The organism is Flavobacterium sp. XN-5 (assembly GCF_008033395.2).
Lineage (GTDB): Bacteria > Bacteroidota > Bacteroidia > Flavobacteriales > Flavobacteriaceae > Flavobacterium > Flavobacterium hiemivividum.
Map to the genome: position 1 here is coordinate 194,124 of NZ_VOGZ02000001.1, position 26,156 is coordinate 220,279.

Sequence of the window (26,156 nt, forward strand, 5' to 3'; positions counted from 1 at the left end):
TTTTTTTATTGGTTTTAAATGTATTATTTTCTTTGGGTTTTAACCATTGCTGGTGTTACAACAGTTTTATTATTTCCCCAGCTTGCATAAACATAGGTCATTACATCAGCCGCTTGTTGATCACTTAAAGTTTGAATTGGCATTTCACCATTAAATTTTTTGCCATTTACTGTAATTGGTCCCTTAAGTCCTTTTACAACTCCTTTAATTGCTCTATTTACATCTTTGTTTAGGTAATCTGACTTAGCCAAGGGAGGAAAAGCACTAGGAATTCCTTGCCCTGTAGTTTGATGACAAGCGATACAAACTTGACTATAGATTTTTTTTCCTTTTTCAGCACTTTGACTGTATCCTTGGACGGCTAGTGCCAACATTGCGATTGAAAAAATATACTTTTTCATGTTTTAATTATTTTAGTATTAGTAATCTTGATTTATTATTCGTGAATATCTTTCACTTTTGGAGTAGGTTTTGCTCTAAGCGCTTTTACTTTTGCAGGGCTTACAACTGTTTTATTATTTCCCCAACTGTTATATACATAAGTGATAACATCAGCTACTTCTTCATCAGTCAGGTTTTGACTTGTCATCACATTATTATACTTTTTACCATTCACCGTAATTTCTCCGCTTAATCCGTGTAATACAGCATTCACTGCTCGATCAGCATTAGCATTTAGGTAATCTGACTTCGCTAGTGGTGGGAAAGCGTTTGGAACTCCTTGTCCTTCTCCTTGGTGACAAGCAAAACAAGTTCTTCCATACAATTCTTTACCAGAACTAATTTGCTGTGCAACTGTTTTTGCTACAGTAGGTTTTGATGTGCCATTCACTTTTGGCATATTTTGAATTGTTCCTCCTTCAGGCAAATAAATTCCTTCTTGAATAGTTCCAGAATATACTTTTTTGTTATCGTCTCCTTCGACTTTTAACATACCCAAAGCTCCTTTATTGAAAGCTCTAAAGATAGAGTGATCTACCAGAATAAATGTACCTGGAACATCTACTTTAAACTCAACTATTGCAGCACCACCAGCGGGAATCAATGTTGTTTGAACATTTGTATTAATCAAATCTCCACCTTCAATGTGCACTTTGTCGAATATCTCACCAATTGCGTGAAAAGAAGACACCAAGTTAGGACCACCATTACCCATATAAATACGCACTGTTTCTCCTTTTTTGGCAGTCAATGACTTATCACCTGTTAAAGCTCCTACACTACCGTTAAAGACTACATAATCTGGTTGTTCTTTAATGGCTTTATTCATGTCGAATGGCTGATTTCCTGGTTCTCCATAAGCACCTTTAGTATAGAAATCTCCTTGCATTACGTAGTATTCCTTATCAACAGGAGGTAAACCACCTTCTGGCTCCACTAGAATCAAACCATACATTCCATTTGCGATGTGCATTCCTACCGGCGCTGTCGCACAATGGTAAACATACAAACCTGGATTTAATGTTTTAAAATTAAATACTTTTTCGTGTCCCGGTGCTACAAGTGAGGAAGTCGCTCCTCCTCCTGGTCCAGTCACCGCATGTAAATCGATGTTGTGCGGCATTTTATTATCCGGATGGTTTTTCAAATGAAATTCTACTTCATCACCAACGCGTGTTCTAATGAAACTTCCAGGAACTGATCCGCCAAATGTCCAATAGGTATATTTCACACCATCTACCATTTCGCCTTCTTGTTCTTTAATTTCCATATTTACCACCAGTTTCATCGCAGCACGATCTCCAACTGGTTTCGGTACAAAGGGCGGAGCTGTAAGCTCTGCCGTCTGTTGCCCTTCCACTTTAATATTTTCATAATATTTTGCATCTTTATCATCTTTCTTAGCACAGGAAAACACTCCGAATGCGAAAAGAAATACAACAGCAATTAGCTTACTTTTTTGGGTAAAATTGAATTGAGTCCTCATAATAATTAGGTTTGAATTTATCTTGATTTATAGCGTAAATTTAAAGGATGTTTTTATCCTTTATTATGACATTTATCATGTTCTTAACTTTATTTTAAGAATTTTATTTCAACAGAATTAAAAGCGCAATAATCAAAAGTAAGGTGGAAATTAAACTCACTTTCCAAAAAGAATTCGCCTTCTTTAATTCCATAAAATCAAAGGCAACTAATAAGAATTTAATTCCTCAAATTCCTATAAAAATTAAAAAAATGACCAGGGTTCTTCCCAAAAAGAATGCTCTTGCTTGTGATTTTGAAAGCATAATTGTCAGTTTTTGTTAGTTAATAATAAGTTGTTTATTTTTAATAAAGGATTAATGTATCTTTTATTAGGCTAGTGCAAATTAATGGCATAAAATAAATTCATAATATGATTGAAATCATATTCGATCTATTCTTTATCTAAAACCTTCTATTATAAAAAATAGAGAAAAAAATTTTTTATAATACTCTGTAAATCACCAATTTATTAGTTAAAAGTTATTTATAATTTTATTAAGGATAAATTTGTCTTTTATTCGAAAATTAGATTACATTTGTATAAATATTTATAATATAAAAATGATAATTATGGAAACTTTAGAGAAAATAACAATTGGAGAATATGTAGCAAAAGATTTTAGAACCGCAGCAATATTTTCAAAATACGGTATTGATTTTTGTTGCAAAGGAAACAGGACGATTGAAGAAGCATGCGATAAAAAAGCTATAGATACAAATGAAATAATGCAACAATTAGATACTGTTTTAGCAACTAAAAATGATAACGCTATTGATTTTAAATCTTGGCCATTAGATTTACTAGCAGATTATATTGAGAAAACGCATCACCGTTATGTAGAAGAAAAAACACAAATTCTACTACCATTTTTAGATAAACTATGTAAAGTACATGGAGCGAGTCATCCTGAACTATTTGAAGTCAACGAATTGTTCCTGGGTTGCGCTGGAGAAATGGCAAAACACATGAAAAAAGAAGAGTTGATATTATTCCCTTTCATCAAAAAAATGGTACAAGCATCACTTACTGATGAACTTATTGCAGCGCCTCATTTTGGAACTGTAAAAAATCCTATTGCGATGATGATGGCCGAACATGAAGCGGAAGGGGATCGTTTTGACAAAATTATTTCATTAACAAATAATTACACACCGCCAGCTGATGCTTGTAGTACATATAAAGTGACTTTTGCAATGTTGTCTGATTTCGAACAAGATTTACACAAGCATATTCACCTTGAAAACAATATTTTGTTCCCAGCTGCTGCACTTTTAGAAAAGAAATTCGCTGCTCAAGAATAAATATACAGTCCCGATAATACATACCCGAAGACTAACCAAAATAATAAGTGGATAATACCTTTTTTACCACATAGAAAAATAGTAAAACAATATAATTTAAGGCATCTAGAGGAATCATTTAATCATAACTATTGGGCTTCCTGACTTAAAAACAATGCCTTTCATTTATTGCTTCAGCTTTATGATTCTATGTGGTTTTTTTTCAAAAATCACAGAATAAAACCTTTTTCAGCTTCGCTCCACTTACTGCGGCAGTAAAGATGGAGACAAAAAAACGAACTAACCAAAAACAACCACTGCTATGGAGAAATACGTTATCAAAAGAAACGGCGAATACAAACCCTTCGAACCCTTTAAAATTAAGGATGCTATTGAAAAAAGTTTTCAAAGTGTTTCCATAGCAATTGATGAAAACATTTTTGAAAATGTTCTTTTTGAATTAGCGTCTAAAGAAACCTGGGCTGTTGAGGAAATTCAAGACTTAATAGAGAAAATACTTTTCGAAAAAAGCTATTTTCAAGTGATGCGTTCCTTTATGCTATTCAGACATACTCGCAAATTACAACGTGAGCACTTGCATGGATTAAATGCAGATACAACCTATGTAGACAGTACTCAAACGATCAAAGAGTATATTGAACAAACAGATTGGCGCATTAATGCTAATGCCAATACCTCCTATTCTAATGCGGGTTTGGTCAACAATGTTGCTGGAAAAATTATTGCTAATTACTGGCTGGATCAAGTATATACTAAGGAAGAAGGTTATGCACACCGAAATGGAGATATTCACATTCATGATTTAGATTGCTTGACTGGCTATTGTGCCGGCTGGAGTTTGCGTGTTTTACTAAACGAAGGTTTTAATGGCGTTCGCGGACGTGTAGAAAGTAAAGCGCCCTCACATTTCAGAGAGGCTTTAGGCCAAATGGCAAATTTTCTTGGGATTTTGCAAAGCGAATGGGCCGGAGCTCAAGCCTTCAGTTCCTTTGATACTTATTTAGCTCCTTATGTATTCAAAGATAATTTGCAGTTTGATGATGTACTGAAAGCCGTTCGCAACTTTGTTTACAACTTAAATGTTCCGGCGCGTTGGGGACAATCCCCTTTCACGAATATCACTTTAGATTGGGTTGTGCCCGATGATCTGAAAATTCAAATCCCAACGAAAAATGATTTGCATTTTTTCGAAAATAATACTAATCAATCCATTTTGGCTAGAGCCAAAGAACGAGGCGTTACAAAATTGACCCATTTGCGCTATGAGCATTTTCAGAAGGAAATGAACCTCATCAATAAAGCTTATTATACAGTGATGACCGAAGGTGATGCTAATGGCCAACCTTTTACTTTCCCCATTCCCACAGTAAACATTACAGAAGAATTTGATTGGAACGGTGAAAACACCGATTTGCTATTCGAAAATACAGCCAAAATTGGTTCTTCTTATTTCCAAAATTTCATTGGTAGCCAATACAACTTAGATGAAAATGGTAATAAAGTCGAAAACCCCAATGCCTATAAACCCAATGCTGTTCGCAGTATGTGTTGCCGATTGCAATTAGACCTCCGCGAATTATTAAAACGTGGAAATGGACTTTTTGGTAGCGCCGAAATGACGGGAAGTATTGGCGTTGTAACTATTAATATGGCACGTTTGGGTTATTTGTTCAAAGGAAACAAAGCCGAGTTATTCCAACAATTAGATCGACTATTATATATTTCGAAATCTACTTTAGAGAAAAAGAGAGTCTTTATCCAAGAAATGTACGACCGAGGTTTGTATCCCTATACCAAACGTTATTTGCAGCATTTTAGAAATCACTTTTCAACCATTGGCGTCAACGGAATGAACGAAATGATATTAAATTTCACTGCTAATAATGATAATATAACCTCTCCTACTGGAATTGAATTTGCTTCTGAAATATTAGAACACATTCGGGGTCGAATGAAAGAATTCCAGGAAGAAACTGGCAATCTATACAATCTGGAAGCAACGCCAGCAGAAGGCACGACCTATCGTTTTGCCAAAGAAGACAAAAAGCGTTTCCCAAATATTTTTCAAGCGGGACAAGAAGAAAACATCTATTATACAAACAGCTCACAGATTCCAGTAAATCACACCGAAGATCCTTTTGAAGCCTTGTTTTTGCAAGATGAATTGCAATGTAAATATACAGGCGGCACCGTCTTACACTTGTATATGAGCGAGAAAATCAGTTCGCCTGAGGCTTGCAAGCAGTTTGTTAAGAAAGTTTTATCCAATTTCAAATTGCCTTATATTACCGTAACTCCAGTATTTAGCGTTTGTCCAGTTCATGGATATTTGAACGGAGAACATGAATATTGTCCAAAATGTGATGAAATTATTATTGTGAAACAGAAAAGTTTAATGGTTTAATCATTTATGGTGGTTTCCTGCAAGTTTTTTTTCAAACCTTGTAGGTATTAGTCATGCATAATTAAGATAGCCTTCTTTTTCAAACCGTAGCCTAAACTCTTTAAAAAATTCATACCTACAAGGTCGAAAAAGACCTTGCAGGATATCAAAGAAACACCAAGTAGCACCTTTAACCTTTTAATCTTATAAACCAAAATAACCATGAAAACAATCACCAATCCAATTTTAGAAGAAAACCAAAATTCTAGAACTAAATGTCTAGTGTACACTCGCGTAATGGGTTATCACAGACCTGTAGAGAGTTTCAATATTGGGAAAAAAGGCGAACATAAACAGCGAACTCATTTCAATGAAGGAAAGTGTAGCTAATCCCATTTATAGCCTAAATCCCTTTACTCTGCTGGATTACCCGCATAAGTCAGCCTGCATTCTCTGGTTTGCAGGCTGTAATATGCGCTGTCTTTATTGCTACAACCCTGAAATCGTACTAGGAAAAGGAACTATTTCATTCGAAAAAGCGCTTTCTTTTCTAAAATCACGTAAACATCTGCTGGATGCCGTAGTTTTTAGTGGTGGAGAATGCCTGTTACATAAAGACATTCTTAAATTGATTACGCAAGTAAAAGAGATGGGCTTTTTAGTAAAAATTGACACTAATGGTTCTCGACCAGAAATTGTGCAAAAATTACTTACGAACCAACTAATCGATTATGTCGCTTTGGACTTTAAAGCGATGCCTGCTCATTTTGAAAAAATAACCCAGTCCAAGTTATTTTCCCCGTTTGAAAAAACTTTACATTTATTGGTAAACGGCAAAATCCAGTTTGAAGTTCGCACCACAGTACATTCTGACTTGATAAATGAAGTCCAACTTCAAGCCATGATCGCTTATTTAGGACAGAAGAACTACACCGGGAATTATTATATTCAGTATTTTGTAAACGATGTGACAACATTAGAGAAACTAGATTATTCCTATCGGGAATTAGATCACAAAAACCTTTCTACTACAAGTATTAATGTACATATTAGAGGCTGATTCCGGAGAAAAATCATGGAGAACGCGTATCTTTAAAAAAAAATAAAATTCAACATGAACCATCATTTATTATTAATTATTCATCTTTTAAGCGCGACAATTTGGGTAGGCGGACATTTGATACTAACATTTGGACATTTACCTCAAGCGCTTAAAGCGAAAGATCAAAATATCATTTTAAATTATGAAAAAAAGTATGAGCCTGTAGGTATGTCAGCATTGGTTTTACTGGTAATTACGGGTATTTTAATGGCATATAAATACGGTGTTAGCCTAGATTATTGGTTTCAATTTTCCAGTCCGATTGAGAAAGTAATTTCTACTAAATTACTTTTATTGTTCCTGACTGTAGCCTTTGCATTGAGCGCACAATTTAGGGTAATACCCAAACTTAAAAGTAATCCCGAAAAGTTAGCTGAAATGGCTTTTCACATAATATCAGTTACCATAATTGGTGTATTGATGTTGGTTTACGGTTCTTTCATCCGTTTTGGCGGAATTTAAATTTTATATTATGATATCAAAAACACCTCTAAAAAGAGCTCCAGAATTACGACCTTTAAGCCATGATCACCATCATGGACTACAATTGTGCTGGAAAATAAGAACCGCTTTTGCAAAGAAAGTGGATCCCATTCGCTTAAAAACATATACAAACTGGTTTTATAACACCCATTTAAAACCCCATTTTGCCTTGGAGGAAAATTATGTTTTTACAGTTTTGGAAAAAGACCATAAACTTGTAATTCGTGCCCTCGAGGAACACCGCCAGCTGGAACATTTATTCTCCCAAACAGATGATCTGGAACCAACATTGCTACTGATTGAAAAAGAGTTAGAGGCTCACATTCGCTTTGAAGAAAGAATTCTATTTGTGGAGATTCAAAAAATAGCCACGGCAGCTCAATTAGCTAAAATTAAGGAAATCCATACCGCAGAGGCATTTGTTGAAAAGGATGATGACCCTTTTTGGATTTAATACTGAATGAATTATTCCAAAGAAAACAAGAATTCAAGGATAATAAATTAATTTGTTTAAATTTGAAAAAAACTAATTATGTTTTCTAAAACATGTGAATACGCGATTCGGGCTACAATTTTTATAGCATCAGAATCGTATCAAAACAAGAGAGTTGGATTAAAAGACATTGCAAAGAGAATCGATTCACCAGAGGCTTTTACAGCGAAGATTTTGCAAATTCTTTCTAAAAATAATATCATCAAATCCATCAAAGGAGTTGGTGGAGGATTTGACATTCCAAAAGAAAGCATGAATCAGATCACTTTGACCCACATTGTCACTGCAATCGACGGCGACTCCGTTTTTACGGGTTGCGGCCTGGGATTAAGTCATTGTTCGGAAATACATCCTTGTCCCGTTCATGATAAATTCAAGGCCATCCGAAATGAATTGGCATCCATGCTAGATAACACTAATCTGGAAGAATTGGCATTGGGCATCAAATCTGGTGATACTTTTTTGAGGTATTAAAATCATATAGAAATAAAAAAATCGGCTTGAAATTTTTCAAACCGATTTTTCATTTTAAGCAAGTTCTGGAATTTTAATCCCAAATAACTCCTCTTTGTAAAAATGCAACAGAGATTGAATCCTGTCATTTTCAACAGCGGCTGCCGGTATAAACAAGGATTGATAATATCCAATTCCCTCTATTAGATTATTTTTAAATGAGTTCCATTTTTTAATTTGTCCCTTAGTAATTTCTTCTGAAACGCCACAAATTTCACTCTGTAAATAATCAATATACATTTTCAATTCTTTGACAAACATGTTTGGACGATTTGCGGTATTCATCACAGAGGCATTTCCATAAATGTGTTGAACCATCTTAGAAAGAGATACTTCTTGGTCAAAATAAGCCATATTTGGACCAGGGCAAATAACTACGCCCTGCGCCTGTCCTTTTATTTTAATATCATTTTCTAAATAAGAAGCATTAGCCAAACCTACACAAAGACAAGATTTCTCAGTGATTTTGTTTTTTGCATTTTCAAACATCGCTGCTGTCAAAGTATCTTTCTTCTCTTCGAGTTCTTCCAATTTAAAATCTTGAAATTTCTTAGAAGCAGAACAAATTCCCTTAGCGCCATATTCTTTGCTTAGCGCCAAAAATTTCTTTGGACATGAACTTCCAGCGTTATTTTCTTGGATTCTTTTTTGCTTCAACTTTTCATTTGTTGTGCCTCTCAATGTATTAAAAGGAATTCCCAAAGGAGAAATATGACTCAAATACAAGTCTTCTTCTTTGGCTTTAGCCAATAATTTACGCGTATCATCATCTACCGAAGTTGCTTCAGGAACTAATAAAAATGGAGTTCCCCAACCCACCGAATCTACTTGATAATGCTCCACTAAAAAGTCATGTTCTGCTGCAGTACCTACTCCACCTTGCACAGTAATTTTTAATTCTAAAGGTATTTCTGGTACGTACTTCCCTTTTATACTTAAGGCTTTTACCATTAATTCATGTGCTGATTGGACCAATTCCTCTTTCTTTTGTTTAAACTCTTCTAAAATAGGCCCTAAAAGGAAGCCTTCAGTAGCAAAAGCATGTCCTCCACAGTTCAGTCCAGATTCAATTCGGTATTCAGAAACCCAAAGTCCTTTTTTTGCCAAAAAATTTCCTTGAATCATCGCCGATCGGAAATCACTCACTTTCAAGATTATTTTCTTGCTTAATTTATTCTTTGAATTTGGAAAAAAAACATCAAAATTTTCAAAATAGCTATACAGCCTTGGGTTCATTCCTGCAGAAAGAACTACGGAAGAAGTCAATGTACTGTTAGCAAAACCGCGAAGTGAAGCATGAGCGTCATTAAATTCAGTAGACAATTGCTCGTTTTTATCAAAATTATCCTTGTCAATTTTAGTCATGATGTTGACGTCAATCTCACCAGCAGTAAGATTGTTTTCCAGAAAATTTTTAATGTTGTCTTTAAAAGCAACACCTTCATCTATTAAATGTTGCAAGCCTATTTTTATCTCAGACTTGTTTGGCAACATATCAATATAATTTTCTAAAGCCAATTTACTCTCGGCTAATTCATTTTTAAAATTATCGAACTTCTCTTTTACAATTTTGTCCACCAAATTCAAATAAGAGGTAATACGTTCTGCACGATAATCGTGAATTTTTTGAGTTATCTCCTGATAAGGTAAATTAAACTTGCTGCTGTAAAAGGCATTCATTTTTTCGATTAAATCATCATCTATAATAGAAATCACAGAGGAAATACCATATTTTGCTACTCTAATGGGACTGTCAATCGTGTATGCCAATCCCATTACAGGGATGTGGAATGTGTGTACCGGTTTAGTTGTTGTCATTCGTTCAATTTATTAATTCTAAATAGTTTACAAAGTTCGAAAAATCAAACTATTTAAAAACTGATAAATATCATACCTTTTTATCCTTTATTAAAATACTTATGCTAAGAAGAATATTGTATCTGAAACGTATTTAGATAAAACAGAATATCTTCTATCTGGTTATGTCATTTAAAAAGTGCAGCATTCTCTTAAAAGAATGGATAATCGTGGTGGTTTTAGAAAAGTTTAATAACTGATAGTAACATTCAAAAAGAAATTTCTTCCCATTCTAGGAATATTATTCCAGTCTGCAAAAGTTGAATAATAAGTGTCTAAAATGTTCTCGACACCTGCTCTTAGATTCCACTTACTGCTATCTAAATGAAAGGAATAACTCGAGGCCAGATTTAAAATAGCGTAGTCAGCGGTGCGGTCTTCGCCATAAAACGGATTGTATTGCGACTGAACTGCATTTCCTTGCACAGAAATTTCCGATGAGAAATGCTGCGTTTTATAGTTCAAGGCAGTTGAATACCTGAGCGGACTTATGAAAGGCAGATTTTCCTTTTTATTGTCTTTTCCGTAGCTGTACACTAGTTGGCCATTCCACTTTAGTTGGCTGGAAATGGCGTATTCTAAATTTAAATCGGAGTTGAAAATAGTGCCATAATCGAGTGCAGTATAAATTTTAACTCCACTTCCACCGATGGTCATCGGACTCAAAGTGGCATCCGGTTTCCCAACAATATAATCGGAAATATGGAAATAAGAAGCCGAAATTCTAGCACTTTTTTTATTAGTAGCATAACTTAAAGAAACATTGGCTTCGGCTGATTTTTCATTTTTCAATCCTGGATTTCCAATGTAATCGTAGCGATCAAAACTATTGAACAAATAGAACCCATAACCTTCAGAAACCGATGGTGCACGCTCGCCATAAGCTAATCCAAAGCCGTACTCAAAACTATTGTGGTTACGAAGATAATTAGAGGATACACTTTTCAAAAGTCTGTTTTTGCTTTTTTCCATATCTGGATAAAAAATCTGCAAACTTTCTAATCCTAATTCACTAGCCACTTCATTGAATTGATTGGCTATACTCGCGGTAAATTTCAAACTAGAGTGTTTTTTTAAAATAATATTGTCTTCAAGAAATATGCCGTTGTATAGAGTACGAACATCTGGCCAAGTGTACATGAACATTAAACTCTCGTTCGGGTCTGTAGGATACATTGTCATTTCGGCAACAGAACTGTTGTAAAAAGAGTTCAAATCAGCAACAAAATGATGGTTTTCGAATATTCCTTTTACTTTCGAATAAAACCCATAAGTATCACTCCAGCCCGGCATATCCATGTGAATGGGAACCGAAGGACGTTTTGTATCATCCATTCTATGCGTAATAGTATTGTAGTATACTTTAGTTTCCCAGTTTTTTATGCTAGAATCCTGTGGTACATATTCATATTTCAAGGAAGTAATTAGGGCTTTCGCCAAAGAAACATCCATTGGAAGCGCAGGATAACCCACATTGATGGCTTTGTCATAGATAATTGAGGCTTCTACTAATTTATTTTCATTGAATTTAAAACCAGAAGTGGCGGAGAAATTAAACTTCGTAAATTGAGAAAACAAAACCTCTTGATTGTTTCCAGCAGTATAATTTCCAACATCGCGATACATCAAATCAGTATCAATATAAAAAGACTGACCTACGTAGTTTATAGCTGTTCCTAGTACTTTTTGATTGGCATTCGTTTCATAACCGATATTTAAAGAAGTATCCCAACCCGGACTCTCAAACCCGCTGCGGTTTCTTTTTAAATCGATGGCACCGCCAATTGTGGATCCATGATTTCCTCCCTGTTGTCCTGAAACAATAGTTGCTTCGGACAGATTAGAAACCTCTACATAAGAAGTAATAGGATCCATTTTATCAGTACATGCTCCAAAAATACGCATGCCGTCTATAGTAATCAAAGTTCTTTCGGTAGCCATGCTGTTGATCATAGGTTCCCAGGCATAGCCTCCTCTTTTAATCATTTCTACTTTGCCAGATTGCTGCAAGTACTCGTCAATGGTGGCCAGCGGTTTTAGCTGCTTTTGATATAGCTGCGATTTTTTGCCAATAACAATCACTTCATTTAAGTTTTTTGGAACAAGAGAATCGTTAGCTTGTTCTTGTGCAAAAAGTAGTGTGCTAGTTTGAAATAATAGCAGCAGCAGAAAAATAATATTTTTCATAGGAATAAGTTTAAAAGATCAGAAAAGCAACTTGTTTTTCTGATCTTTTGTAATTAAGAAAAAGAGATAACGTTAGAATTCTATTTCGAAATAAATACTACTTGCTGTAACATCATCTGTAATTGTTTCTCCTTTTAAAACTTCGTTTGAAGCATTTAAAAGCTGTAGATTAATTTTCCAATATCCTGTCATCGTTAACGACAACTTCCCATGGTACAATTCATCAGAAGCTGATTGTACCAAGTCAACATTATTTGGTGAACTATGATTTCCCATACTTGGCATTCTTGGATCAATTTTCACTTTAAAATTATCGACAACAGGAAACAGCATCATACTTTCCATTCTAAAAACAGCCACCGAGATATCATTTAGAGCTACTTTTGGAGTCACAGGATCAATTAGAGCCATTACATACTTCTTGCCGTCAGTTCCTGTAAAAGAAATCACTCTCCTTTTGGCGGAAGCCGGAACTCTAATTTGGCTATTTGCAGAATAAGCAACGCCGTCAATTGTATAATTTATAGTTAATGTCCAATGCTCCATATCATTTTCAGCCATTTGAAAAACAATGTAGCCGTTGTATAGACTTTCTTTCGCTGCTGTTTTCATAACGTCAGAATACGGACTAGCATGTTGCATCGAAGTCATATTCATCAAGGGAGACCAAGTAATGACAGCATTTTTTACATAGTCATTTGTGGATTTGCTTTTAATGCGTAACGAAAGAGCATTATGTCCTTGCTCTAAAGTTCCCGTCGCAGAAAACAATTCTATAGTATGCGTGTCATTTGTAATTTCTTGTATTTTAGTTAAACCGTCTAACTCATTAGCGGTGGGAACATCGACGTCAGACGAACAGGATGCAAAAACGGATAGGACAACTAGTGTAATTATTCTTAAATATTTCATTTTGTTAATTTTAAATTAGGACAATACGCACCGTCTCGATAAAGAACTTATCGGGGAAAAGCAACGTTAAAAATTGAAAAATTAAGATAAAAAATTGGGCGGATGAAATAAAGAAAAACTACTATTATAAGCATATAGATTGGTATAGCAGTTGCTTAAATCTAACTTATTAAGCTTATTAGCAAAGCCTACTTGAAAGGAGGTTGTCGTTTGAAAAAACAGAATTTCAAATTCTGATGTTGTATTTTTTTTATGAGAAGAAATGGGCGTTTCATGATCAGAAGCTTTTGCCAATTCTTTCATCAAATGGCATTTTCCATTACAACTGAGTTTTGGTTTTTCTTTGTTGATACAAAGCACTTTTGAAATGTAATCGTAATTAACAACGTAGTCCACAACCGGAAATATCGGTTTTAGAAGTAGGAATAATGCCAATAGAATTACTGTAGTTTTCACCTTGCAAAATTAAACATATTAAGCACATATTTTCATGATTTATATCATATTTTCATTCGGACTAAAACCTTTACTTTGAACCTAATTATTTGCCACATTATTAGCAAAAAAAGTTACTTATTTTATGCAGATAGATTTAGATTTACTGATCTCCTGGGGTGCAGTTGCCAAGAAATATAAAAAAAATGAGGTCGTTTTCGACGAAGCTCAAGACGCTCATTTTTATTATCAAATTATGGATGGATCCGTGAGGATGTACCATTCAAATGAGGAAGGTAAAGAGTTCACACAAGGACTATTTTGCAAAGGAGAAAGTTTTGGATCACCTCCGCTATTCATTGACCAGCAATATCCTGCAAAAGCAGTTTGTATTAAAGATTGTATTATCCTAAAATTGTCAAAGGATAAGTTTTTAAAAATTCTTGACGAATATCCTTTAATCTTAAAATCATTTCTGATTTTGCTTGCTAATAAAATTTATTCAAAAGCCACTACATCGAAGGCTATTATCAATCAGAAACCGGAATTCAGGATTCTCGCCTTTATGGACAATCATAAAATAAAATCAGATTTTTGCCCTGTCGAAAAGGTTTTGATTCCATATACTCGGCAACAAATAGCAAATTTCACTGGCTTGAGAGTAGAAACAGTCATTAGGACCTTTATTAAAATGAATGCCTGTAACAAAGTCGAAATCATAAATCACAAAATATTCTATTAAATGAAGTTAGACATAAAATTTTGGCTAAAGTTTTCATTAATAAACCTATGTATCGTTGCCTTTCTTGGTGTTGTGATGCGTTATAAAATAGGCTTTGAATTTCCTTATTTCAATCAAAAAAACATTTTACATTCGCATTCTCATTTCGCTTTTTCCGGCTGGATCACGCATACTTTAATGACTTTGATGGTATATTACCTCCAAGATAAAATAACAAATTTTCAAATACATAAATACAAAACAATACTTATCGTTAATTTGATTTGTTCTTATGGCATGCTTATTTTCTTTGTTCTTCAGGGTTATGCAATGATTTCCATATTTTTCTCTACGACTTCGATTCTGGCTTCCTATGCCTTTGGTTATTTTTATATCAAGGATTTGAAAAAACTAGATTCAGATTTAGCAGCAATAAACTGGTTTCAAGCCGCAGCGATTTTTAATATCATTTCTTCTTTTGGGACCTTCTATTTGGCTTATATGATGGCGAGTAAAAATGTCATTCAGGATTTATATTTGTCATCCATTTATTATTTTCTTCATTTTCAATATAATGGCTGGTTTTTCTTTGCATGTATGGGCTTATTTTTTGCCTTTTTGAAGCTTAAAAAATCAGATCATTCTTTTTACAATACTTCATTCAAACTATTTACTATCGCTTGTGTTCCCGCTTATATTTTATCTATTCTTTGGTTAAAGATTCCAATTTGGGTTTACGCCATTACAGCAATGGCAGCAATAGTACAAGTTTTTGCCTGGTTTAAACTCCTACTAATTTTAATTCGAAGCAAAAAAGACTTTATTAAAAATTTCGCTCCTTTATTACGCTGTATTTTAGTATTTGTTTGCGTTGCATTAAGTATCAAGTTTATCCTTCAATTAGGTTCGACCGCACCGTTTTTAAGCCAACTGGCATTTGGTTTCAGACCAATTGTAATTGCCTATTTACACTTGGTTTTACTAGCTGTAATCAGTTTATTTCTATTATTTTACATCTATGCAAATCATTTACTACTTATCAGTAAAAATATCAAAATAGGTCTACTTCTATTTACTATTGGTGTTTTCTTAAATGAATCAGTTTTGGCTCTTCAAGGAATTGCGGCGTTTAGTTACACTCTTATTCCCTATGTAAACGAACTTCTATTTTTTGTCGCTCTGCTCTTACTTTTCGGGATAGGATTAACTACCTATTTTTCGATCAAAAAGGTCAAAATTAATCCGCCATTGTAATTGATAATAAAGCACTTTGACTTACAAAAACTACATTCTATTGTTAATTGTTGTAGATTTCCTAATCATTATTAAACATAAACAAAACAATAAAATTACAAGTCACATGGCTTACATGATTTCATAAACGATGACTTGTCATAGTAAGTTTAAACGATAGAAAAAAAGCGCAACCTGAGTGAGGTTGCGCTTTTTTACGTTGGTTTTTTATCCTAAAAAGTATTCGAATCTGCAATGACGATTACTGCTTTAACTGAGCCTACTATTTAATGATTCTAATCTAATTTAGGCCATCATTTTTACGCATAAACTCTAGAATTTCACGTGCTTCTTGCTCGTTTAATTTCTGGTCAGGCATTCTTACTAAGCAAAGCTCTAATTGTGACTGAAGTTGTGGATCTTTATCAATCATCGGGTCAGGATTAGTGATGAAATTCATCAGCCATTCTGGTTTATGTTTTGAAGTTACCCCTTTCCATCCTGGTCCTACTAATCTCTCATCAGTAAGTTTGTGACAAGAAGTACATTTCACTCCTGAAATTATTTCTCCTGTCTCGGCCATAGCAACATCAAGCTTATCGTCTAATTGCATGTCTGAAAATTTTCCCTCTCCTCGTTTAGGATCATAAGCAGCGCCGTCTGTAGTCTCAGCAGCAACTCCTTCTTCCACAGCAGTATTTGGCGAAAAATCTTCAGTTGAATCAGCTTTTTTACCACATGAAGTTAACAATGCTAAGGCAACTATAAATAAGGATAATTTGTACATCATAATTTATTTTTAAAATTTCATTTACAAATATCCCATTCTAGTTACAGAAAACTTATGATTAAAATCATAAACTAAAATGTTTAGTAGTGAAATGTTTGAATCGAAAATAGAAAGTGGTAAAGTTTCGTTAATGATTAAACTTTTTTAAAATACTCGCGTCTTACCACTGTAACATAAAAACATTAAAAATGAAAAAATTATTTATTATGGCATTATTGGTTGTGGGAATGACAACAGTTGCCCAAGACAGAAAAGAAAGACCAAACAGAGAAAAAATGGAGAGATTTACTCCTGAGCAAAGAAATCAGCTGATGTTAAAAAAAATGACATTGGAATTAGACTTGAGTGCAAAACAACAAGACCAAATGAAAAGTGTGATTGCTGAAAAATCTGCTAAACAAGAATCCCGAATGAAAGATAGGAAAGCTAACAAAGATAAGGACTCAAAACTTTCAGCAGACGAACGTTTCAACAGACAGAATATGATGATGGATGAGAAAATTGCGATGAAATCCAAAATGAAAAGTATTTTATCTGATAGCCAATTTGAAAAATGGGATGCTATGAAGGCTAAACACCACAAACAAAGATCTCACAGAATGCATAAAAAAATGGGTGATGGAATGAATCATAAAGAAGATGTAAAGAAATAAACACAAGCATCTTCACTAAAAAAAGAGCTACTAGTATATTAAAATGCAAAAAGCTATTGGGAAATTCTGCAGATTGTAGTTTTTACAATACAAGCATTGAACTAGTGTAAATCAAAAAAAGTATAGCATTCGCCTGCTAACGAATTCTATACTTTTGGTGTTTTATGATTTTACTGATAGAAAATAAAGTCTATCAAATCTAAACTTCATAAACCGCAGCGTTCCCTTTTAACAGACAATTTTCCAAAGCTTTAGGAATTAAAAATGCATTTTATTTTTTATTGTCGAATGTTGAATTATTATATTCGATTACAAAATTGCCTTCGATACACCTATATACCGTTAAGTATTAAACCTTTTTTAAATAATAGCATCTTACCTCTAATAACTTTAAAACTATAGACATGAAAAAACTAATTATTGCAGCTTTATTGGTTGTTGGAATGACAGCTTTTGCGCAAGAAAAAAAAGAAAAAACAAATAGAGCAAACACGGAGAGAATGACTCCAGAGGAACGTCAAGAAAGACAATTAAAGAAACTGACTTCTGAATTAAGCTTAAATACCGCACAGCAAGAACAAATAAAAGTACTCTTAACCGCGCAAGCTGCAGGTCGAGAAAAGAGGGTGGATAGAAATGAGGGGACTAAAGAGGAAATGAAAGCAAAGCGCGAAGCATCAATGAACAAAATGCAGAACGATAGAAAAATAATGGAAGATAAAATGAAAGCTATTTTGACTGCTGAACAATTTGGCACTTATAAAAGCAATCAGGATAAAATGAGAGAAAGAGCCGAAGCCCAAAGGAAAGAAAGAATGGGCGATAGAATGAAAAATGAAAATGAAAATTAAAAAAAAAGCTTCGGGAACTCCGAAGCTTTTTTTAGTTTATCTAAAAACCTACAATGTTTTCGACACTTTATCGACAGCCTGTATGGTAAAATCTAAATCTTCATAGCTAAGCGCATCAGTAATAAACCAGGTTTCATAAGCTGATGGTGCAATGTAAATTCCCTCTTGCAATAATCCATGAAAGAACTTTTTAAAGGATTCATTGTCTCCATTTGCAGCCGATTTAAAATCAACTACAGGAGCTGCATCAAAATGCACTGAAATCATAGATCCAATTCTATTGATCGTAAAAACAACATTGTTAGCTTTTAAAACTCTTTCGATACCTTCATGCAAATAAGCTGTTTTCGCTGCAAGTCTATCAAATATTGCAGCATCATTATTTAAAGCTTGCAACATCGCTAATCCTGCGGCCATAGCCAATGGATTTCCTGACAAGGTACCTGCTTGATAAACGGGACCAAGAGGTGCTAGGTAATTCATTATTTCGTTACGTGCTGCAAAAGCGCCCACTGGTAATCCACCACCAATTACTTTTCCGAAACAAACAATATCTGCTTTGATATTAAATAATTCTTGAACGCCACCTTTAGCCAATCTAAAACCAGTCATCACCTCATCAAATATCAATAAGATTCCGTTAGCGGTACACATTTCTCTTAAACCTTCTAAGAACCCTTCATTTGGAGGGATACACCCCATATTTCCAGCTACTGGTTCAACAATAATGGCAGCAATTTGCTCTTTATTAGCTTCAATTAAAGTCTTTACATTCTCTAAATCATTATAAATAGCTAACAAAGTATCCTTAGCCGTTCCTTCAGTCACTCCAGGGCTACTTGGCGAACCAAAAGTAACCGCTCCGCTTCCTGCTTGAATCAAAAAGGAGTCTGAATGACCATGATAACAACCAGCAAATTTTATAATTTTATCTCTCTTAGTAAATCCACGAGCTAAACGAACCGCACTCATACAAGCTTCGGTTCCTGAATTTACAAACCTTATTTTATCAATATTTGGCACCATAGAAACAGCCAAAGCGGCAATTTGTGTTTCTAATTCTGTAGGCATACCAAAAGAAGTACCCAACTTCGCTTTCTCAATTACGGCTTGCACCACTGGTTCAAAAGCATGACCTAAAATCATAGGCCCCCAGGAATTAATATAATCTATTAAACGATTTCCATCTTCATCATACATGTAAGCACCTTTGGCACGTTGCACAAAAATTGGTGTTCCTCCTACTGCTTTAAATGCTCTTACTGGCGAGTTTACACCACCAGGTATTACTTTTTCCGCTTCCGCAAAAAGCTGACTGCTTCTTTTATATATCATTACTTAATTTTAATTGGAATATACTGGATTAAATTTGTAGATCTTTTACTCTAATTTACTATTAGCCTTTGCCCAATAGAAATCGTATTATCTGAAAGATTATTTTTTACTTTTAAGTCGTCTATCATTACATTGTATTTTTTCGAAATAGAATATAAGGTATCTCCTTTTTGAACTTCGTAAAAAGGTCCGTTGTAAGTAGAATTAACACTTGCGATTCTTATTGACTTATTTTCAATTGGAGTATATTTTGTTCCTAATACTTGGGCATCAAATTGACCAAGATTATAGCGTTCGATATAAGAAATCAACTTATCTGGATATTTAGGATCTGTTGCATAACCGGCTGATCTTAATCCTTTTGCCCAAGCTTGATAATCATCTTTTGGTAAATTAAACAACCTAGAATACCTACTTCTACCTGTTAAAAACAAGGCATGATCTTTATAAGATTCAGAAGGATCATTATATTTTCTAAAACATTCTTGTTCAGCATCATCATCGTGTCTTACACTTTCTCCTTCCCAACCTGTATGGCATTTAATACCAAAATGATTATTGGATCTTGAAGCTAAGTCTCCGCGTCCTGCTCCCGATTCTAATATTCCTTGTGCCAAGATTATACTTGCCGGAATCCCATATACTTTCATGTTGTTCATGGCAACGTCTTTGTAGTCATAAACATAACGACCTATTACATCAGTAGGAACAACAGTTCTTGAGGTCGACTCGATCACCTCATTTTCATCAGTTCTTTGTGATTTTACTCTATTATTTATTACAGTGGTTTTTTCGGTCTTAGTATAATTCTTCTTTTTAACTACCGCCTTACTATTCTTTGCCGAAGCTGGTTTTGCAGTAACAATTGGAGATTTTGTTACATTACAACTTATCAGTGTTAATACCGTGAGAATTACTATAATTTTTTTATACATCTATATCAATTGTTGGTAATTGTTTATTTTTTAATTTCATATTCATTCCCTGGATACCTTGAATACCTCCAGTATGAATAAGTAATACATTAGATTTTGGAGGGAATTTACTAGCTCTTATCATATCTATAACGCCAAAAGCCATCTTTCCAGTATAAATTGGGTCTAAAAGAATTTTATTTTCGACATTAAACAAATTGATAAAAGCGATTAACTCTTGACTCACTTTCGCATAACCTCCAAAATGGTAATCCGTTATTAAATCCCAGTTCGTATTGTTTTGCACAAAAGTACTAATTTCATCTTTTAAAAAGTCCCCTTTTAGTGCTGGAAATCCCAAAATTTTTTGATGCGGCAAAGCCGAATTTATTATTCCCGCAATGGTTCCGCCAGTGCCTACTGCGCAACAAACATAATCAAAATGATTGTCTTTCTCTGTTAAAATTTCCTGACAACCTTTGACTGCCAATTCATTAGTACCACCTTCCGGAATCAAGAAAAAACTTCCGAACTTTTGTTTTAAACTATCTAAAAAGGAAATGTCATTTTTTAATCTGTAGTCTTCTCTACTAACAAATTCGAATTCCATACCGCAGCTTTGAGCAAAATCTAAGGTTGGATTTTCAGAAATCTTAGCTCGCAATTCATCCCCACGAATAATTCCGATCGTTTTAAACCCTTTTTCTTTTCCGGCAAAAGCGACTGCAGCAATATGATTAGAGTAAGCACCACCAAAAGTGAGTAGTGTTTTTTGATTTTCGGTAGCTGCCTGAAGTAAATTGTATTTTAGTTTTCTAAACTTATTTCCAGACACAAAGGGATGAATCAAATCTTCCCGTTTTACCGTTACAGAAATTGAATTTGGAAATGATATTTGCAGCGGTTGATTCAAATGTTATACTTTTTTGACAAAGTTAAAATAAATCACTAATGAAAAAAGGCAATCGGAGGATGATTCCATTTTTTAACACTATGAGAATTTGGATTATTTATTATTAATAATCAAACAACTACAAAAATAAATTCGATATAAAGTCTAGTTTTTTTCCAATTTCAAATAACTGGCGAATTTAAAAACAGGTCTCTTTTTAAGATAACCAAGTTCGGATTCTTTACTATAAGCTTCTCGCTCAAAACTAATATTCCTATAAGCCAAATTTCGATTCTTATACTGAATCAACCGAAATAGAAACTCCAAGAAATACCAAACAAAAAACGGAAGTATTAATAATTCTAATTGTTGGCGCAAATGAATTTTTTCGTGATTTATAAAAGTACGATTTTCTTTATCAGCGGGATATCTTATAAAGATGAATGGAAAAGTAGTTAATCCACGAAAGCCTTTCGGAATTAAATATTTAGTGATAATAAGAAACATTCGTTATAAAAATTATAAATTTGCAGTACTAAAATAGTTCTTTTTAATCAAATACTCAATTGTTTGCGTGTTCTAATTAATAGAATTTTTACACATCTTTTTCCAATAGAATAGGCTCGAATATGATTAATGAGAATGACCCAAATAAATTAATCGAAGGCGAAGATTTTTATTACACGCCAGAAGGTTACAAATGCTTTACTGAAAAACACCACTTAAAAAGAGGCTACTGTTGCAAAAGCGGATGCCGCCATTGTCCCTATGGATATGACAAAAAAACAGGGACAATCAAAAAGTAGTTTTCACTAAAAGATCAGCCTTCACAACTATTACTCCGGCCAGTTTCAAAAATAATAACTGCTATCGAAATTTTTACTAAGAAATGTATTCTGTTGAAACTTCGGCTTTACTTGTAAAAGCTTGGTTAATTTTCGATAAAAAGAGGATAGATTGTAATGCTATAGAATCAAAACTATTTTCTGTTTCCAAAGATGCAATTAGACGAAAAGTCCCAATCATTCTGTTTTCATAAAATATTTCAAATAAAAACCGAATAATTGGTACTTCTGCTACTTTTAAACTTCTTTTCGCAACACCTCCAATGGTGGACTATTTAAAACTGATTTTAAATTGCTTAAGCCAATGAGAACCACCAAAAATGTAATTCCAGGCAGGAAAACTAAAAACGGAATTACTGAGGGCACAAAGGGTTCCTTAAACAAAAATAGCGCTAATAATTGACTGCCAATTAAGGACAATAAGACACCTGTCAAACTTCCCAAAATTCCTAAATAGACGTATTCTAATGCGGTTATTTCTAAAATTTGTTTGCTTTTTGCACCCAAAGTTCTCAATAAAACACTTTCTTTTATGCGTTGGTATTTGCTATTTCTAACAGAACCTACAAGCACAATTAAACCTGTCAAAATACTAAAGAATGCCATGAAATTAATGATCCATGAAATTTTATCTAAAATATCTTCTACAATAGTAAACACTTGTCGTAAATCTAAAATGGTCACATTTGGATATTGTTGAACCAAATCTCGTTGTAAGGCAGCAGAACTTTCTTTAGTCGCTACATAAGTAGTCATTACATTAAACTGAGGCGCATTTTCTAAAACGCCTGTCGGAAATAAAATAGTGAAATTTATTTGCATACTCGTCCAGTCTACTTTTCGAATACTACTTACAACAGTTTCCATTAAAACCCCTTGCACATTAAAAACAGCCTTATCTCCAACTTTTAAATTGGCATCATCAGCCATATTATCTGTAATCGATATTGGGATGGGTTTTCCAGGAGTTGCTGTTCCTATCCACTCTCCTCCTATTAACTCTTCGGTTTCTTTTAATGAATCTCTGTAAGTAACTCTAAATTCATGATTCAAAACCCATTTTCGCATGGTAAGCGTGCTGTCTTGACGCATGTCACTTACTGATCTGCCACGAATACTTTCCATACGCATGGTGATAATTGGGACGTTATCAATCACCTCTAAATCTTTACTTTTAAAGGTTTTTAACAGCGCTGTTTCTTGTTCGGTTTGTACATCGAGTAAAATGATATTGGCATCATTCTTTTTATTCTCTAAAGATGTTTTTGCTAATAAAATATCTTTTGTAAAATATAACGTACTTATTAAAAAAGTACCCAAACCAATCGCTAAAACGAGTACCATAGTTTGGTTATTAGGTCGAAATAAGTTGAGTAAACTTTGTCGTTTCGTATAACCCCAAGAACTTGGAAAATAGTTTTTAATCAATTGAATGAATAAATGGGCAACTCCAGCCATTATAGCAATAGTGACGAAAATACCAGCGGTAAAAATCAATCCATCTACGGCATCTTTCAGCATCCAAAAAGAAAATAGAAATATAAAAACTGCAATCGTTACAAAGACTACTATTCGTGCATATTTCGGTTTTTGTAAATTGTCTTCAGCTCCTCTTAAAACTTCTAATGGTGATACATACCAAGTACCTAATAACGGCAATAATGCAAATAAAACCGACATTAAAGCACCTAATGCAACACCCATAATTATGGGTTGAATGGATATAATTATTTCGACATTAAAGGGCAAAAAGTCCTGTAAAATATAAGGAAACGCATATTGTAAACCCGTCCCAATGACTGAACCAATTATCCCACCTATAAGACCAATGCTAATAATTTGTATTAAATAAATTAAAAACGATTGCTTTCTTGAGGCGCCTAAACATTTTAAAACCGCCGCGCTTTTTAGTTTCTCTTTAATATAAATGTGTACAGAACTTGCGATACCAATGCATCCGAGTAAAAGCGCAATAAAAGCCACCAAATTTAAAAAACGACTCACATTATCATATCGTTTTCCTAAACGTTCGCTTGTGCTAATATGCGTATCTAAATCAGCGTTTTCGGCATCGAGAATAGGATTTAGTTTTTCGCTTAAAGCGTCTAAATTTACTTCTGGTGCTTTAAAAAAATATTGGTATTCTTTTCGGCTCCCCAATTGCAACAAGTCGGTTTTTTCTATTAAAGAAAATGGAATCAAGACGGTTGGTGCTACCGACGATGAAATGGCTGTGCTACCAGGAATCGATTGTAAAGCACCAATAATAGGAAGCGTTAATTCCCCTATTTTTATGGAATCGCCTGCAGTCATATTGTATTGCAATAATAAAGTCGCGTCTACCAAGGCTCCGCCTAAACGCTGATAAGTTGCACCAGCGGCAGCAGGTTCAGTGGTGATATCACCATAAAAAGGAAATTGTCCTTCCATAGCCCTCACTTTTAATAATTTCGTTCCGCCACTTTTAGGAAAGGCAGCCATCGAAACAAAGTTAATTTCGGAAGCATCGACACCTAAAGAGTCTACAATAGCTAATACTTTTTCAGACGGTTCTTGTTTGCTATCAATAATAAAATCGGCGCCCATTAAGGCTTTTGATTGTTTTTGAATGTTTTGCTTTAAGTTATCACTAAACAATTGGATGGAAACCACCGCAGCAATACCCAATATGATGGATGCCATAAAAAGCATCAGTCGAGAAAGACTCGCTTTACCGTCTCTCCAAGCCATTTTTAAAAGCCATTGAAAATTCAATTTCGAATTGATATTGCCCATTAAATCGTTCTTGTTTTTTCGTTTGAAATAATCTTCCCGCCTTTTAATCGTAGAATTTGCTGTGTCCGATTTGCTAAATCTAAATCGTGCGTGATAATAACCAAAGTAGTTCCTGCTTCTTTATTTAATTCGAAAAGCAATTGAATAACCTTTTCTCCGGTTTCTTCATCTAAATTCCCCGTAGGTTCATCTGCAAATAAAATAGAGGGTTTGTTAGAAAAGGCTCTTGCTAGTGCTACTCTTTGTTGTTCACCTCCTGATAATTGGGAAGGATAATGGTGCAAACGATCGCCTAAACCAACTTTTTCTAATAAGGCTATACCAAATTTTGCTGCATTTTTCTCACCTTGTAATTCCAAAGGAACAATCACATTCTCTAATGCTGTTAATGTGGGCAAAAGTTGAAAATTCTGAAAAATAAACCCCACTTCTTTGTTCCGCAACGCAGCGCGTTCATCTTCATTTAAATCTTCTAAACGTGTACCGCACAATTCAATAGTTCCAGAACTGGGGTAATCTAAACCTGCACAAAGACCTAATAAAGTTGTTTTTCCACTTCCAGAAGGTCCTACAATTGAGAAAATACAGCCCTTTTCGACTTCAAATGAGATATTGCTAATTACTGTTAATTTTTTAGAACCACTGGTATAAGTTTTCTCTAAATCATTAATCTTTAATATATTTGACATTATTTTTTTTTAATTTTTTTTTATAATATGCTAATGCCGAAAAATAGACAATTGATACTAAATAGCATCAGGACAAATCTAAAGGTTTTCATAAAGTTTTCTCGCATTCTTGTACTGCTCTTGTTAGTCGCCTGTAAATCTGATAACGCTATCAAAGAAAGCAAGTCAGAAACAACCTCAACTGCAGCTAAAACAGAACAGGCTGAAACTAGTAGTTCTAAAAAAATTGTTGTTTTTGGCGATAGTTTGACCGCAGGCTATGGTTTAGAGGATGTTAACGACGCTTTTCCTGGAATAATCCAAGATAAAATAGACGCTTTGCAATTAGATTATACTATTGTTAATTCAGGTGTAAGTGGCGAAACAACTTCTGGTGGAATAAACAGAATTGACTGGGTTTTAAATGAAGAACCAAGCATTTTTATTTTGGAGTTGGGTGCAAATGATGGTTTAAGAGGTGTACCGTTACAACAAACTAAAGAGAATTTACAAGGAATTATTGATGCTGTTAAGAAAAAATATCCATCGACTAAAATTATTTTGGCAGGGATGCAACTGCCTCCTAATATGGGACAAACCTATACCACAGAATTCAAAAATTTATTTCCTTCATTGTCTAAAAAAAACGATCTCTATTTGATCCCTTTTTTATTGGACAATGTTGGTGGTGTCGCTGCTTTAAATCAATCAGATGGTATTCATCCAACAAAAGAAGGCCATGAAATACTGGCAACAAATGTTTGGAATGTTCTAAAACCTATCCTGAAATAAATATAATTATTCCGATAAAAGCACTGATAATTAATAAAAAATCTTTACCAAT

At 34.1% G+C, this 26,156-nt stretch carries 26 protein-coding genes; 13 read left to right on the top strand and 13 right to left on the bottom strand.

The genetic code is table 11. The annotated features are described in order from the left end of the window. Window positions 1-23: 23 nt before the first annotated feature. Together FQU23_RS00835 and nirK are read right to left on the bottom strand one after the other, a co-directional pair. Window positions 24-401: a c-type cytochrome gene (locus tag FQU23_RS00835; protein WP_147672178.1), complete on the bottom strand. Its 378-nt coding sequence runs from the start codon at window positions 399-401 to the stop codon at window positions 24-26. A gap of 35 nt (window positions 402-436) precedes the next feature. Beyond that, a complete protein-coding gene (nirK, locus tag FQU23_RS00840; RefSeq protein ID WP_147672179.1) occupies window positions 437-1,927 on the bottom strand; it encodes a copper-containing nitrite reductase in 1,491 nt (496 codons plus the stop codon). A 611-nt stretch (window positions 1,928-2,538) separates the two neighbouring features. Here nirK and ric point away from each other — a divergent pair. The 7 genes from ric to FQU23_RS00880 all read left to right on the top strand — a co-directional run bounded on the left by ric (window position 2,539) and on the right by FQU23_RS00880 (window position 8,205). Further along, window positions 2,539-3,270 carry an iron-sulfur cluster repair di-iron protein gene (gene ric / locus FQU23_RS00850; RefSeq protein WP_147672180.1) on the top strand — a complete coding sequence of 244 codons (732 nt, stop codon included), beginning with the start codon at window positions 2,539-2,541 and terminating at the stop codon, window positions 3,268-3,270. A 301-nt stretch (window positions 3,271-3,571) separates the two neighbouring features. Beyond that, window positions 3,572-5,674: a ribonucleoside triphosphate reductase gene (locus FQU23_RS00855; RefSeq protein ID WP_147672181.1), complete on the top strand. Its 2,103-nt coding sequence runs from the start codon at window positions 3,572-3,574 to the stop codon at window positions 5,672-5,674. A gap of 201 nt (window positions 5,675-5,875) precedes the next feature. After that, window positions 5,876-6,043, top strand: coding sequence for an anaerobic ribonucleoside-triphosphate reductase (nrdD, locus tag FQU23_RS00860; protein WP_147672182.1), 168 nt, complete (start codon window positions 5,876-5,878; stop codon window positions 6,041-6,043). Further along, complete coding sequence (locus FQU23_RS00865) at window positions 6,024-6,713, top strand: anaerobic ribonucleoside-triphosphate reductase activating protein (protein ID WP_147672183.1); 690 nt, start codon at window positions 6,024-6,026, stop codon at window positions 6,711-6,713. Before nrdD ends, FQU23_RS00865 begins: the two co-directional genes overlap by 20 nt. Before the next feature lie 54 nt (window positions 6,714-6,767). After that, on the top strand, window positions 6,768-7,217 hold the full coding sequence (locus FQU23_RS00870) for a CopD family protein (RefSeq protein WP_147672184.1): 450 nt from the start codon (window positions 6,768-6,770) through the stop codon (window positions 7,215-7,217). 10 nt (window positions 7,218-7,227) lie between these two features. After that, window positions 7,228-7,692 (top strand): hemerythrin domain-containing protein, encoded by a 465-nt coding sequence (locus FQU23_RS00875; protein ID WP_147672185.1) that lies wholly within the window; start codon window positions 7,228-7,230, stop codon window positions 7,690-7,692. A 78-nt stretch (window positions 7,693-7,770) separates the two neighbouring features. Beyond that, complete coding sequence (locus tag FQU23_RS00880; RefSeq protein ID WP_147672186.1) at window positions 7,771-8,205, top strand: RrF2 family transcriptional regulator; 435 nt, start codon at window positions 7,771-7,773, stop codon at window positions 8,203-8,205. Window positions 8,206-8,259: 54 nt separating this feature from the next. Here the strand turns inward: FQU23_RS00880 and FQU23_RS00885 are convergent, their stop codons facing one another. From FQU23_RS00885 to FQU23_RS00900, 4 genes are all read right to left on the bottom strand, one after another. Continuing rightward, the gene (locus FQU23_RS00885) at window positions 8,260-10,062 is read right to left on the bottom strand and encodes a hypothetical protein (RefSeq protein ID WP_147672187.1); all 1,803 of its coding nucleotides are present in this window, start codon (window positions 10,060-10,062) and stop codon (window positions 8,260-8,262) included. Window positions 10,063-10,290: 228 nt separating this feature from the next. Then, window positions 10,291-12,288 carry a TonB-dependent receptor gene (locus FQU23_RS00890; RefSeq protein WP_147672188.1) on the bottom strand — a complete coding sequence of 666 codons (1,998 nt, stop codon included), beginning with the start codon at window positions 12,286-12,288 and terminating at the stop codon, window positions 10,291-10,293. A gap of 72 nt (window positions 12,289-12,360) precedes the next feature. After that, on the bottom strand, window positions 12,361-13,200 hold the full coding sequence (locus tag FQU23_RS00895; RefSeq protein WP_147672189.1) for a hypothetical protein: 840 nt from the start codon (window positions 13,198-13,200) through the stop codon (window positions 12,361-12,363). An 81-nt stretch (window positions 13,201-13,281) separates the two neighbouring features. Next, the gene (locus tag FQU23_RS00900; RefSeq protein WP_243699177.1) at window positions 13,282-13,656 is read right to left on the bottom strand and encodes a hypothetical protein; all 375 of its coding nucleotides are present in this window, start codon (window positions 13,654-13,656) and stop codon (window positions 13,282-13,284) included. A 124-nt stretch (window positions 13,657-13,780) separates the two neighbouring features. On the opposite strand from FQU23_RS00900, the gene FQU23_RS00905 reads away from it, so the two are divergent. Together FQU23_RS00905 and FQU23_RS00910 are read left to right on the top strand one after the other, a co-directional pair. Beyond that, complete coding sequence (locus FQU23_RS00905; RefSeq protein ID WP_147672190.1) at window positions 13,781-14,377, top strand: Crp/Fnr family transcriptional regulator; 597 nt, start codon at window positions 13,781-13,783, stop codon at window positions 14,375-14,377. Next, the gene (locus tag FQU23_RS00910) at window positions 14,378-15,610 is read left to right on the top strand and encodes a hypothetical protein (RefSeq protein WP_147672191.1); all 1,233 of its coding nucleotides are present in this window, start codon (window positions 14,378-14,380) and stop codon (window positions 15,608-15,610) included. Between the two features lie 280 nt (window positions 15,611-15,890). Here FQU23_RS00910 and FQU23_RS00915 read toward each other — a convergent pair whose 3' ends face one another. After that, window positions 15,891-16,379: a c-type cytochrome gene (locus FQU23_RS00915; RefSeq protein ID WP_317165176.1), complete on the bottom strand. Its 489-nt coding sequence runs from the start codon at window positions 16,377-16,379 to the stop codon at window positions 15,891-15,893. Between the two features lie 188 nt (window positions 16,380-16,567). On the opposite strand from FQU23_RS00915, the gene FQU23_RS00920 reads away from it, so the two are divergent. Further along, complete coding sequence (locus FQU23_RS00920) at window positions 16,568-17,032, top strand: hypothetical protein (RefSeq protein WP_147672192.1); 465 nt, start codon at window positions 16,568-16,570, stop codon at window positions 17,030-17,032. Between the two features lie 404 nt (window positions 17,033-17,436). Continuing rightward, window positions 17,437-17,883, top strand: coding sequence for a hypothetical protein (locus tag FQU23_RS00925; RefSeq protein ID WP_147672193.1), 447 nt, complete (start codon window positions 17,437-17,439; stop codon window positions 17,881-17,883). Between the two features lie 48 nt (window positions 17,884-17,931). On the opposite strand, the gene hemL is transcribed toward FQU23_RS00925, so the two are convergent. The 4 genes from hemL to FQU23_RS16130 all read right to left on the bottom strand — a co-directional run bounded on the left by hemL (window position 17,932) and on the right by FQU23_RS16130 (window position 21,531). Next, complete coding sequence (gene hemL, locus FQU23_RS00930) at window positions 17,932-19,218, bottom strand: glutamate-1-semialdehyde 2,1-aminomutase (RefSeq protein WP_147672194.1); 1,287 nt, start codon at window positions 19,216-19,218, stop codon at window positions 17,932-17,934. Window positions 19,219-19,268: 50 nt separating this feature from the next. Continuing rightward, complete coding sequence (locus FQU23_RS00935; RefSeq protein ID WP_147672195.1) at window positions 19,269-20,153, bottom strand: glucosaminidase domain-containing protein; 885 nt, start codon at window positions 20,151-20,153, stop codon at window positions 19,269-19,271. Continuing rightward, on the bottom strand, window positions 20,146-21,045 hold the full coding sequence (locus FQU23_RS00940; RefSeq protein WP_147672196.1) for a 1-aminocyclopropane-1-carboxylate deaminase/D-cysteine desulfhydrase: 900 nt from the start codon (window positions 21,043-21,045) through the stop codon (window positions 20,146-20,148). The genes FQU23_RS00935 and FQU23_RS00940 overlap by 8 nt, the downstream gene beginning before the upstream one ends. A gap of 144 nt (window positions 21,046-21,189) precedes the next feature. After that, a complete protein-coding gene (locus FQU23_RS16130) occupies window positions 21,190-21,531 on the bottom strand; it encodes a hypothetical protein (RefSeq protein WP_147672197.1) in 342 nt (113 codons plus the stop codon). Between the two features lie 122 nt (window positions 21,532-21,653). Here FQU23_RS16130 and FQU23_RS00945 point away from each other — a divergent pair, with 122 nt between their 5' ends. Beyond that, window positions 21,654-21,830: a DUF5522 domain-containing protein gene (locus tag FQU23_RS00945; protein WP_165425707.1), complete on the top strand. Its 177-nt coding sequence runs from the start codon at window positions 21,654-21,656 to the stop codon at window positions 21,828-21,830. A gap of 276 nt (window positions 21,831-22,106) precedes the next feature. Here FQU23_RS00945 and FQU23_RS00950 read toward each other — a convergent pair whose 3' ends face one another. Continuing rightward, window positions 22,107-24,599: an ABC transporter permease gene (locus FQU23_RS00950; RefSeq protein ID WP_147672198.1), complete on the bottom strand. Its 2,493-nt coding sequence runs from the start codon at window positions 24,597-24,599 to the stop codon at window positions 22,107-22,109. 44 nt (window positions 24,600-24,643) lie between these two features. Further along, window positions 24,644-25,333, bottom strand: a complete 690-nt coding sequence (locus tag FQU23_RS00955; protein WP_147672199.1) for an ABC transporter ATP-binding protein — start codon at window positions 25,331-25,333, stop codon at window positions 24,644-24,646. Window positions 25,334-25,366: 33 nt separating this feature from the next. On the opposite strand from FQU23_RS00955, the gene FQU23_RS00960 reads away from it, so the two are divergent. Continuing rightward, entirely contained in the window at window positions 25,367-26,104 is a 738-nt protein-coding gene (locus FQU23_RS00960; RefSeq protein ID WP_245181054.1) for an arylesterase, read from the top strand. The last annotated feature ends 52 nt before the right edge of the window (window positions 26,105-26,156 follow it).

Excerpts from the sequence above, each read along its gene's own strand:
- FQU23_RS00955 (WP_147672199.1), bottom strand. The coding sequence starts at position 25,333 with ATGTCAAATATATTAAAGATTAATGATTTAGAGAAAACTTATACCAGT.
- FQU23_RS00865 (WP_147672183.1), top strand. The coding sequence starts at position 6,024 with ATGAAGGAAAGTGTAGCTAATCCCATTTATAGCCTAAATCCCTTTACT.
- FQU23_RS00855 (WP_147672181.1), top strand. The coding sequence starts at position 3,572 with ATGGAGAAATACGTTATCAAAAGAAACGGCGAATACAAACCCTTCGAA.
- FQU23_RS00950 (WP_147672198.1), bottom strand. The coding sequence starts at position 24,599 with ATGGCTTGGAGAGACGGTAAAGCGAGTCTTTCTCGACTGATGCTTTTT.
- FQU23_RS00935 (WP_147672195.1), bottom strand. The coding sequence starts at position 20,153 with ATGTATAAAAAAATTATAGTAATTCTCACGGTATTAACACTGATAAGT.
- FQU23_RS00870 (WP_147672184.1), top strand. The coding sequence starts at position 6,768 with ATGAACCATCATTTATTATTAATTATTCATCTTTTAAGCGCGACAATT.
- nirK (WP_147672179.1), bottom strand. The coding sequence starts at position 1,927 with ATGAGGACTCAATTCAATTTTACCCAAAAAAGTAAGCTAATTGCTGTT.
- ric (WP_147672180.1), top strand. The coding sequence starts at position 2,539 with ATGGAAACTTTAGAGAAAATAACAATTGGAGAATATGTAGCAAAAGAT.
- FQU23_RS00945 (WP_165425707.1), top strand. The coding sequence starts at position 21,654 with ATGATTAATGAGAATGACCCAAATAAATTAATCGAAGGCGAAGATTTT.
- FQU23_RS00875 (WP_147672185.1), top strand. The coding sequence starts at position 7,228 with ATGATATCAAAAACACCTCTAAAAAGAGCTCCAGAATTACGACCTTTA.
- FQU23_RS00925 (WP_147672193.1), top strand. The coding sequence starts at position 17,437 with ATGAAAAAACTAATTATTGCAGCTTTATTGGTTGTTGGAATGACAGCT.
- FQU23_RS00880 (WP_147672186.1), top strand. The coding sequence starts at position 7,771 with ATGTTTTCTAAAACATGTGAATACGCGATTCGGGCTACAATTTTTATA.
- FQU23_RS00960 (WP_245181054.1), top strand. The coding sequence starts at position 25,367 with ATGCCGAAAAATAGACAATTGATACTAAATAGCATCAGGACAAATCTA.
- FQU23_RS00835 (WP_147672178.1), bottom strand. The coding sequence starts at position 401 with ATGAAAAAGTATATTTTTTCAATCGCAATGTTGGCACTAGCCGTCCAA.
- FQU23_RS16130 (WP_147672197.1), bottom strand. The coding sequence starts at position 21,531 with ATGTTTCTTATTATCACTAAATATTTAATTCCGAAAGGCTTTCGTGGA.
- FQU23_RS00905 (WP_147672190.1), top strand. The coding sequence starts at position 13,781 with ATGCAGATAGATTTAGATTTACTGATCTCCTGGGGTGCAGTTGCCAAG.
- FQU23_RS00915 (WP_317165176.1), bottom strand. The coding sequence starts at position 16,379 with ATGATGTACAAATTATCCTTATTTATAGTTGCCTTAGCATTGTTAACT.
- FQU23_RS00885 (WP_147672187.1), bottom strand. The coding sequence starts at position 10,062 with ATGACAACAACTAAACCGGTACACACATTCCACATCCCTGTAATGGGA.
- hemL (WP_147672194.1), bottom strand. The coding sequence starts at position 19,218 with ATGATATATAAAAGAAGCAGTCAGCTTTTTGCGGAAGCGGAAAAAGTA.
- FQU23_RS00890 (WP_147672188.1), bottom strand. The coding sequence starts at position 12,288 with ATGAAAAATATTATTTTTCTGCTGCTGCTATTATTTCAAACTAGCACA.
- FQU23_RS00910 (WP_147672191.1), top strand. The coding sequence starts at position 14,378 with ATGAAGTTAGACATAAAATTTTGGCTAAAGTTTTCATTAATAAACCTA.
- FQU23_RS00895 (WP_147672189.1), bottom strand. The coding sequence starts at position 13,200 with ATGAAATATTTAAGAATAATTACACTAGTTGTCCTATCCGTTTTTGCA.
- FQU23_RS00920 (WP_147672192.1), top strand. The coding sequence starts at position 16,568 with ATGAAAAAATTATTTATTATGGCATTATTGGTTGTGGGAATGACAACA.
- nrdD (WP_147672182.1), top strand. The coding sequence starts at position 5,876 with ATGAAAACAATCACCAATCCAATTTTAGAAGAAAACCAAAATTCTAGA.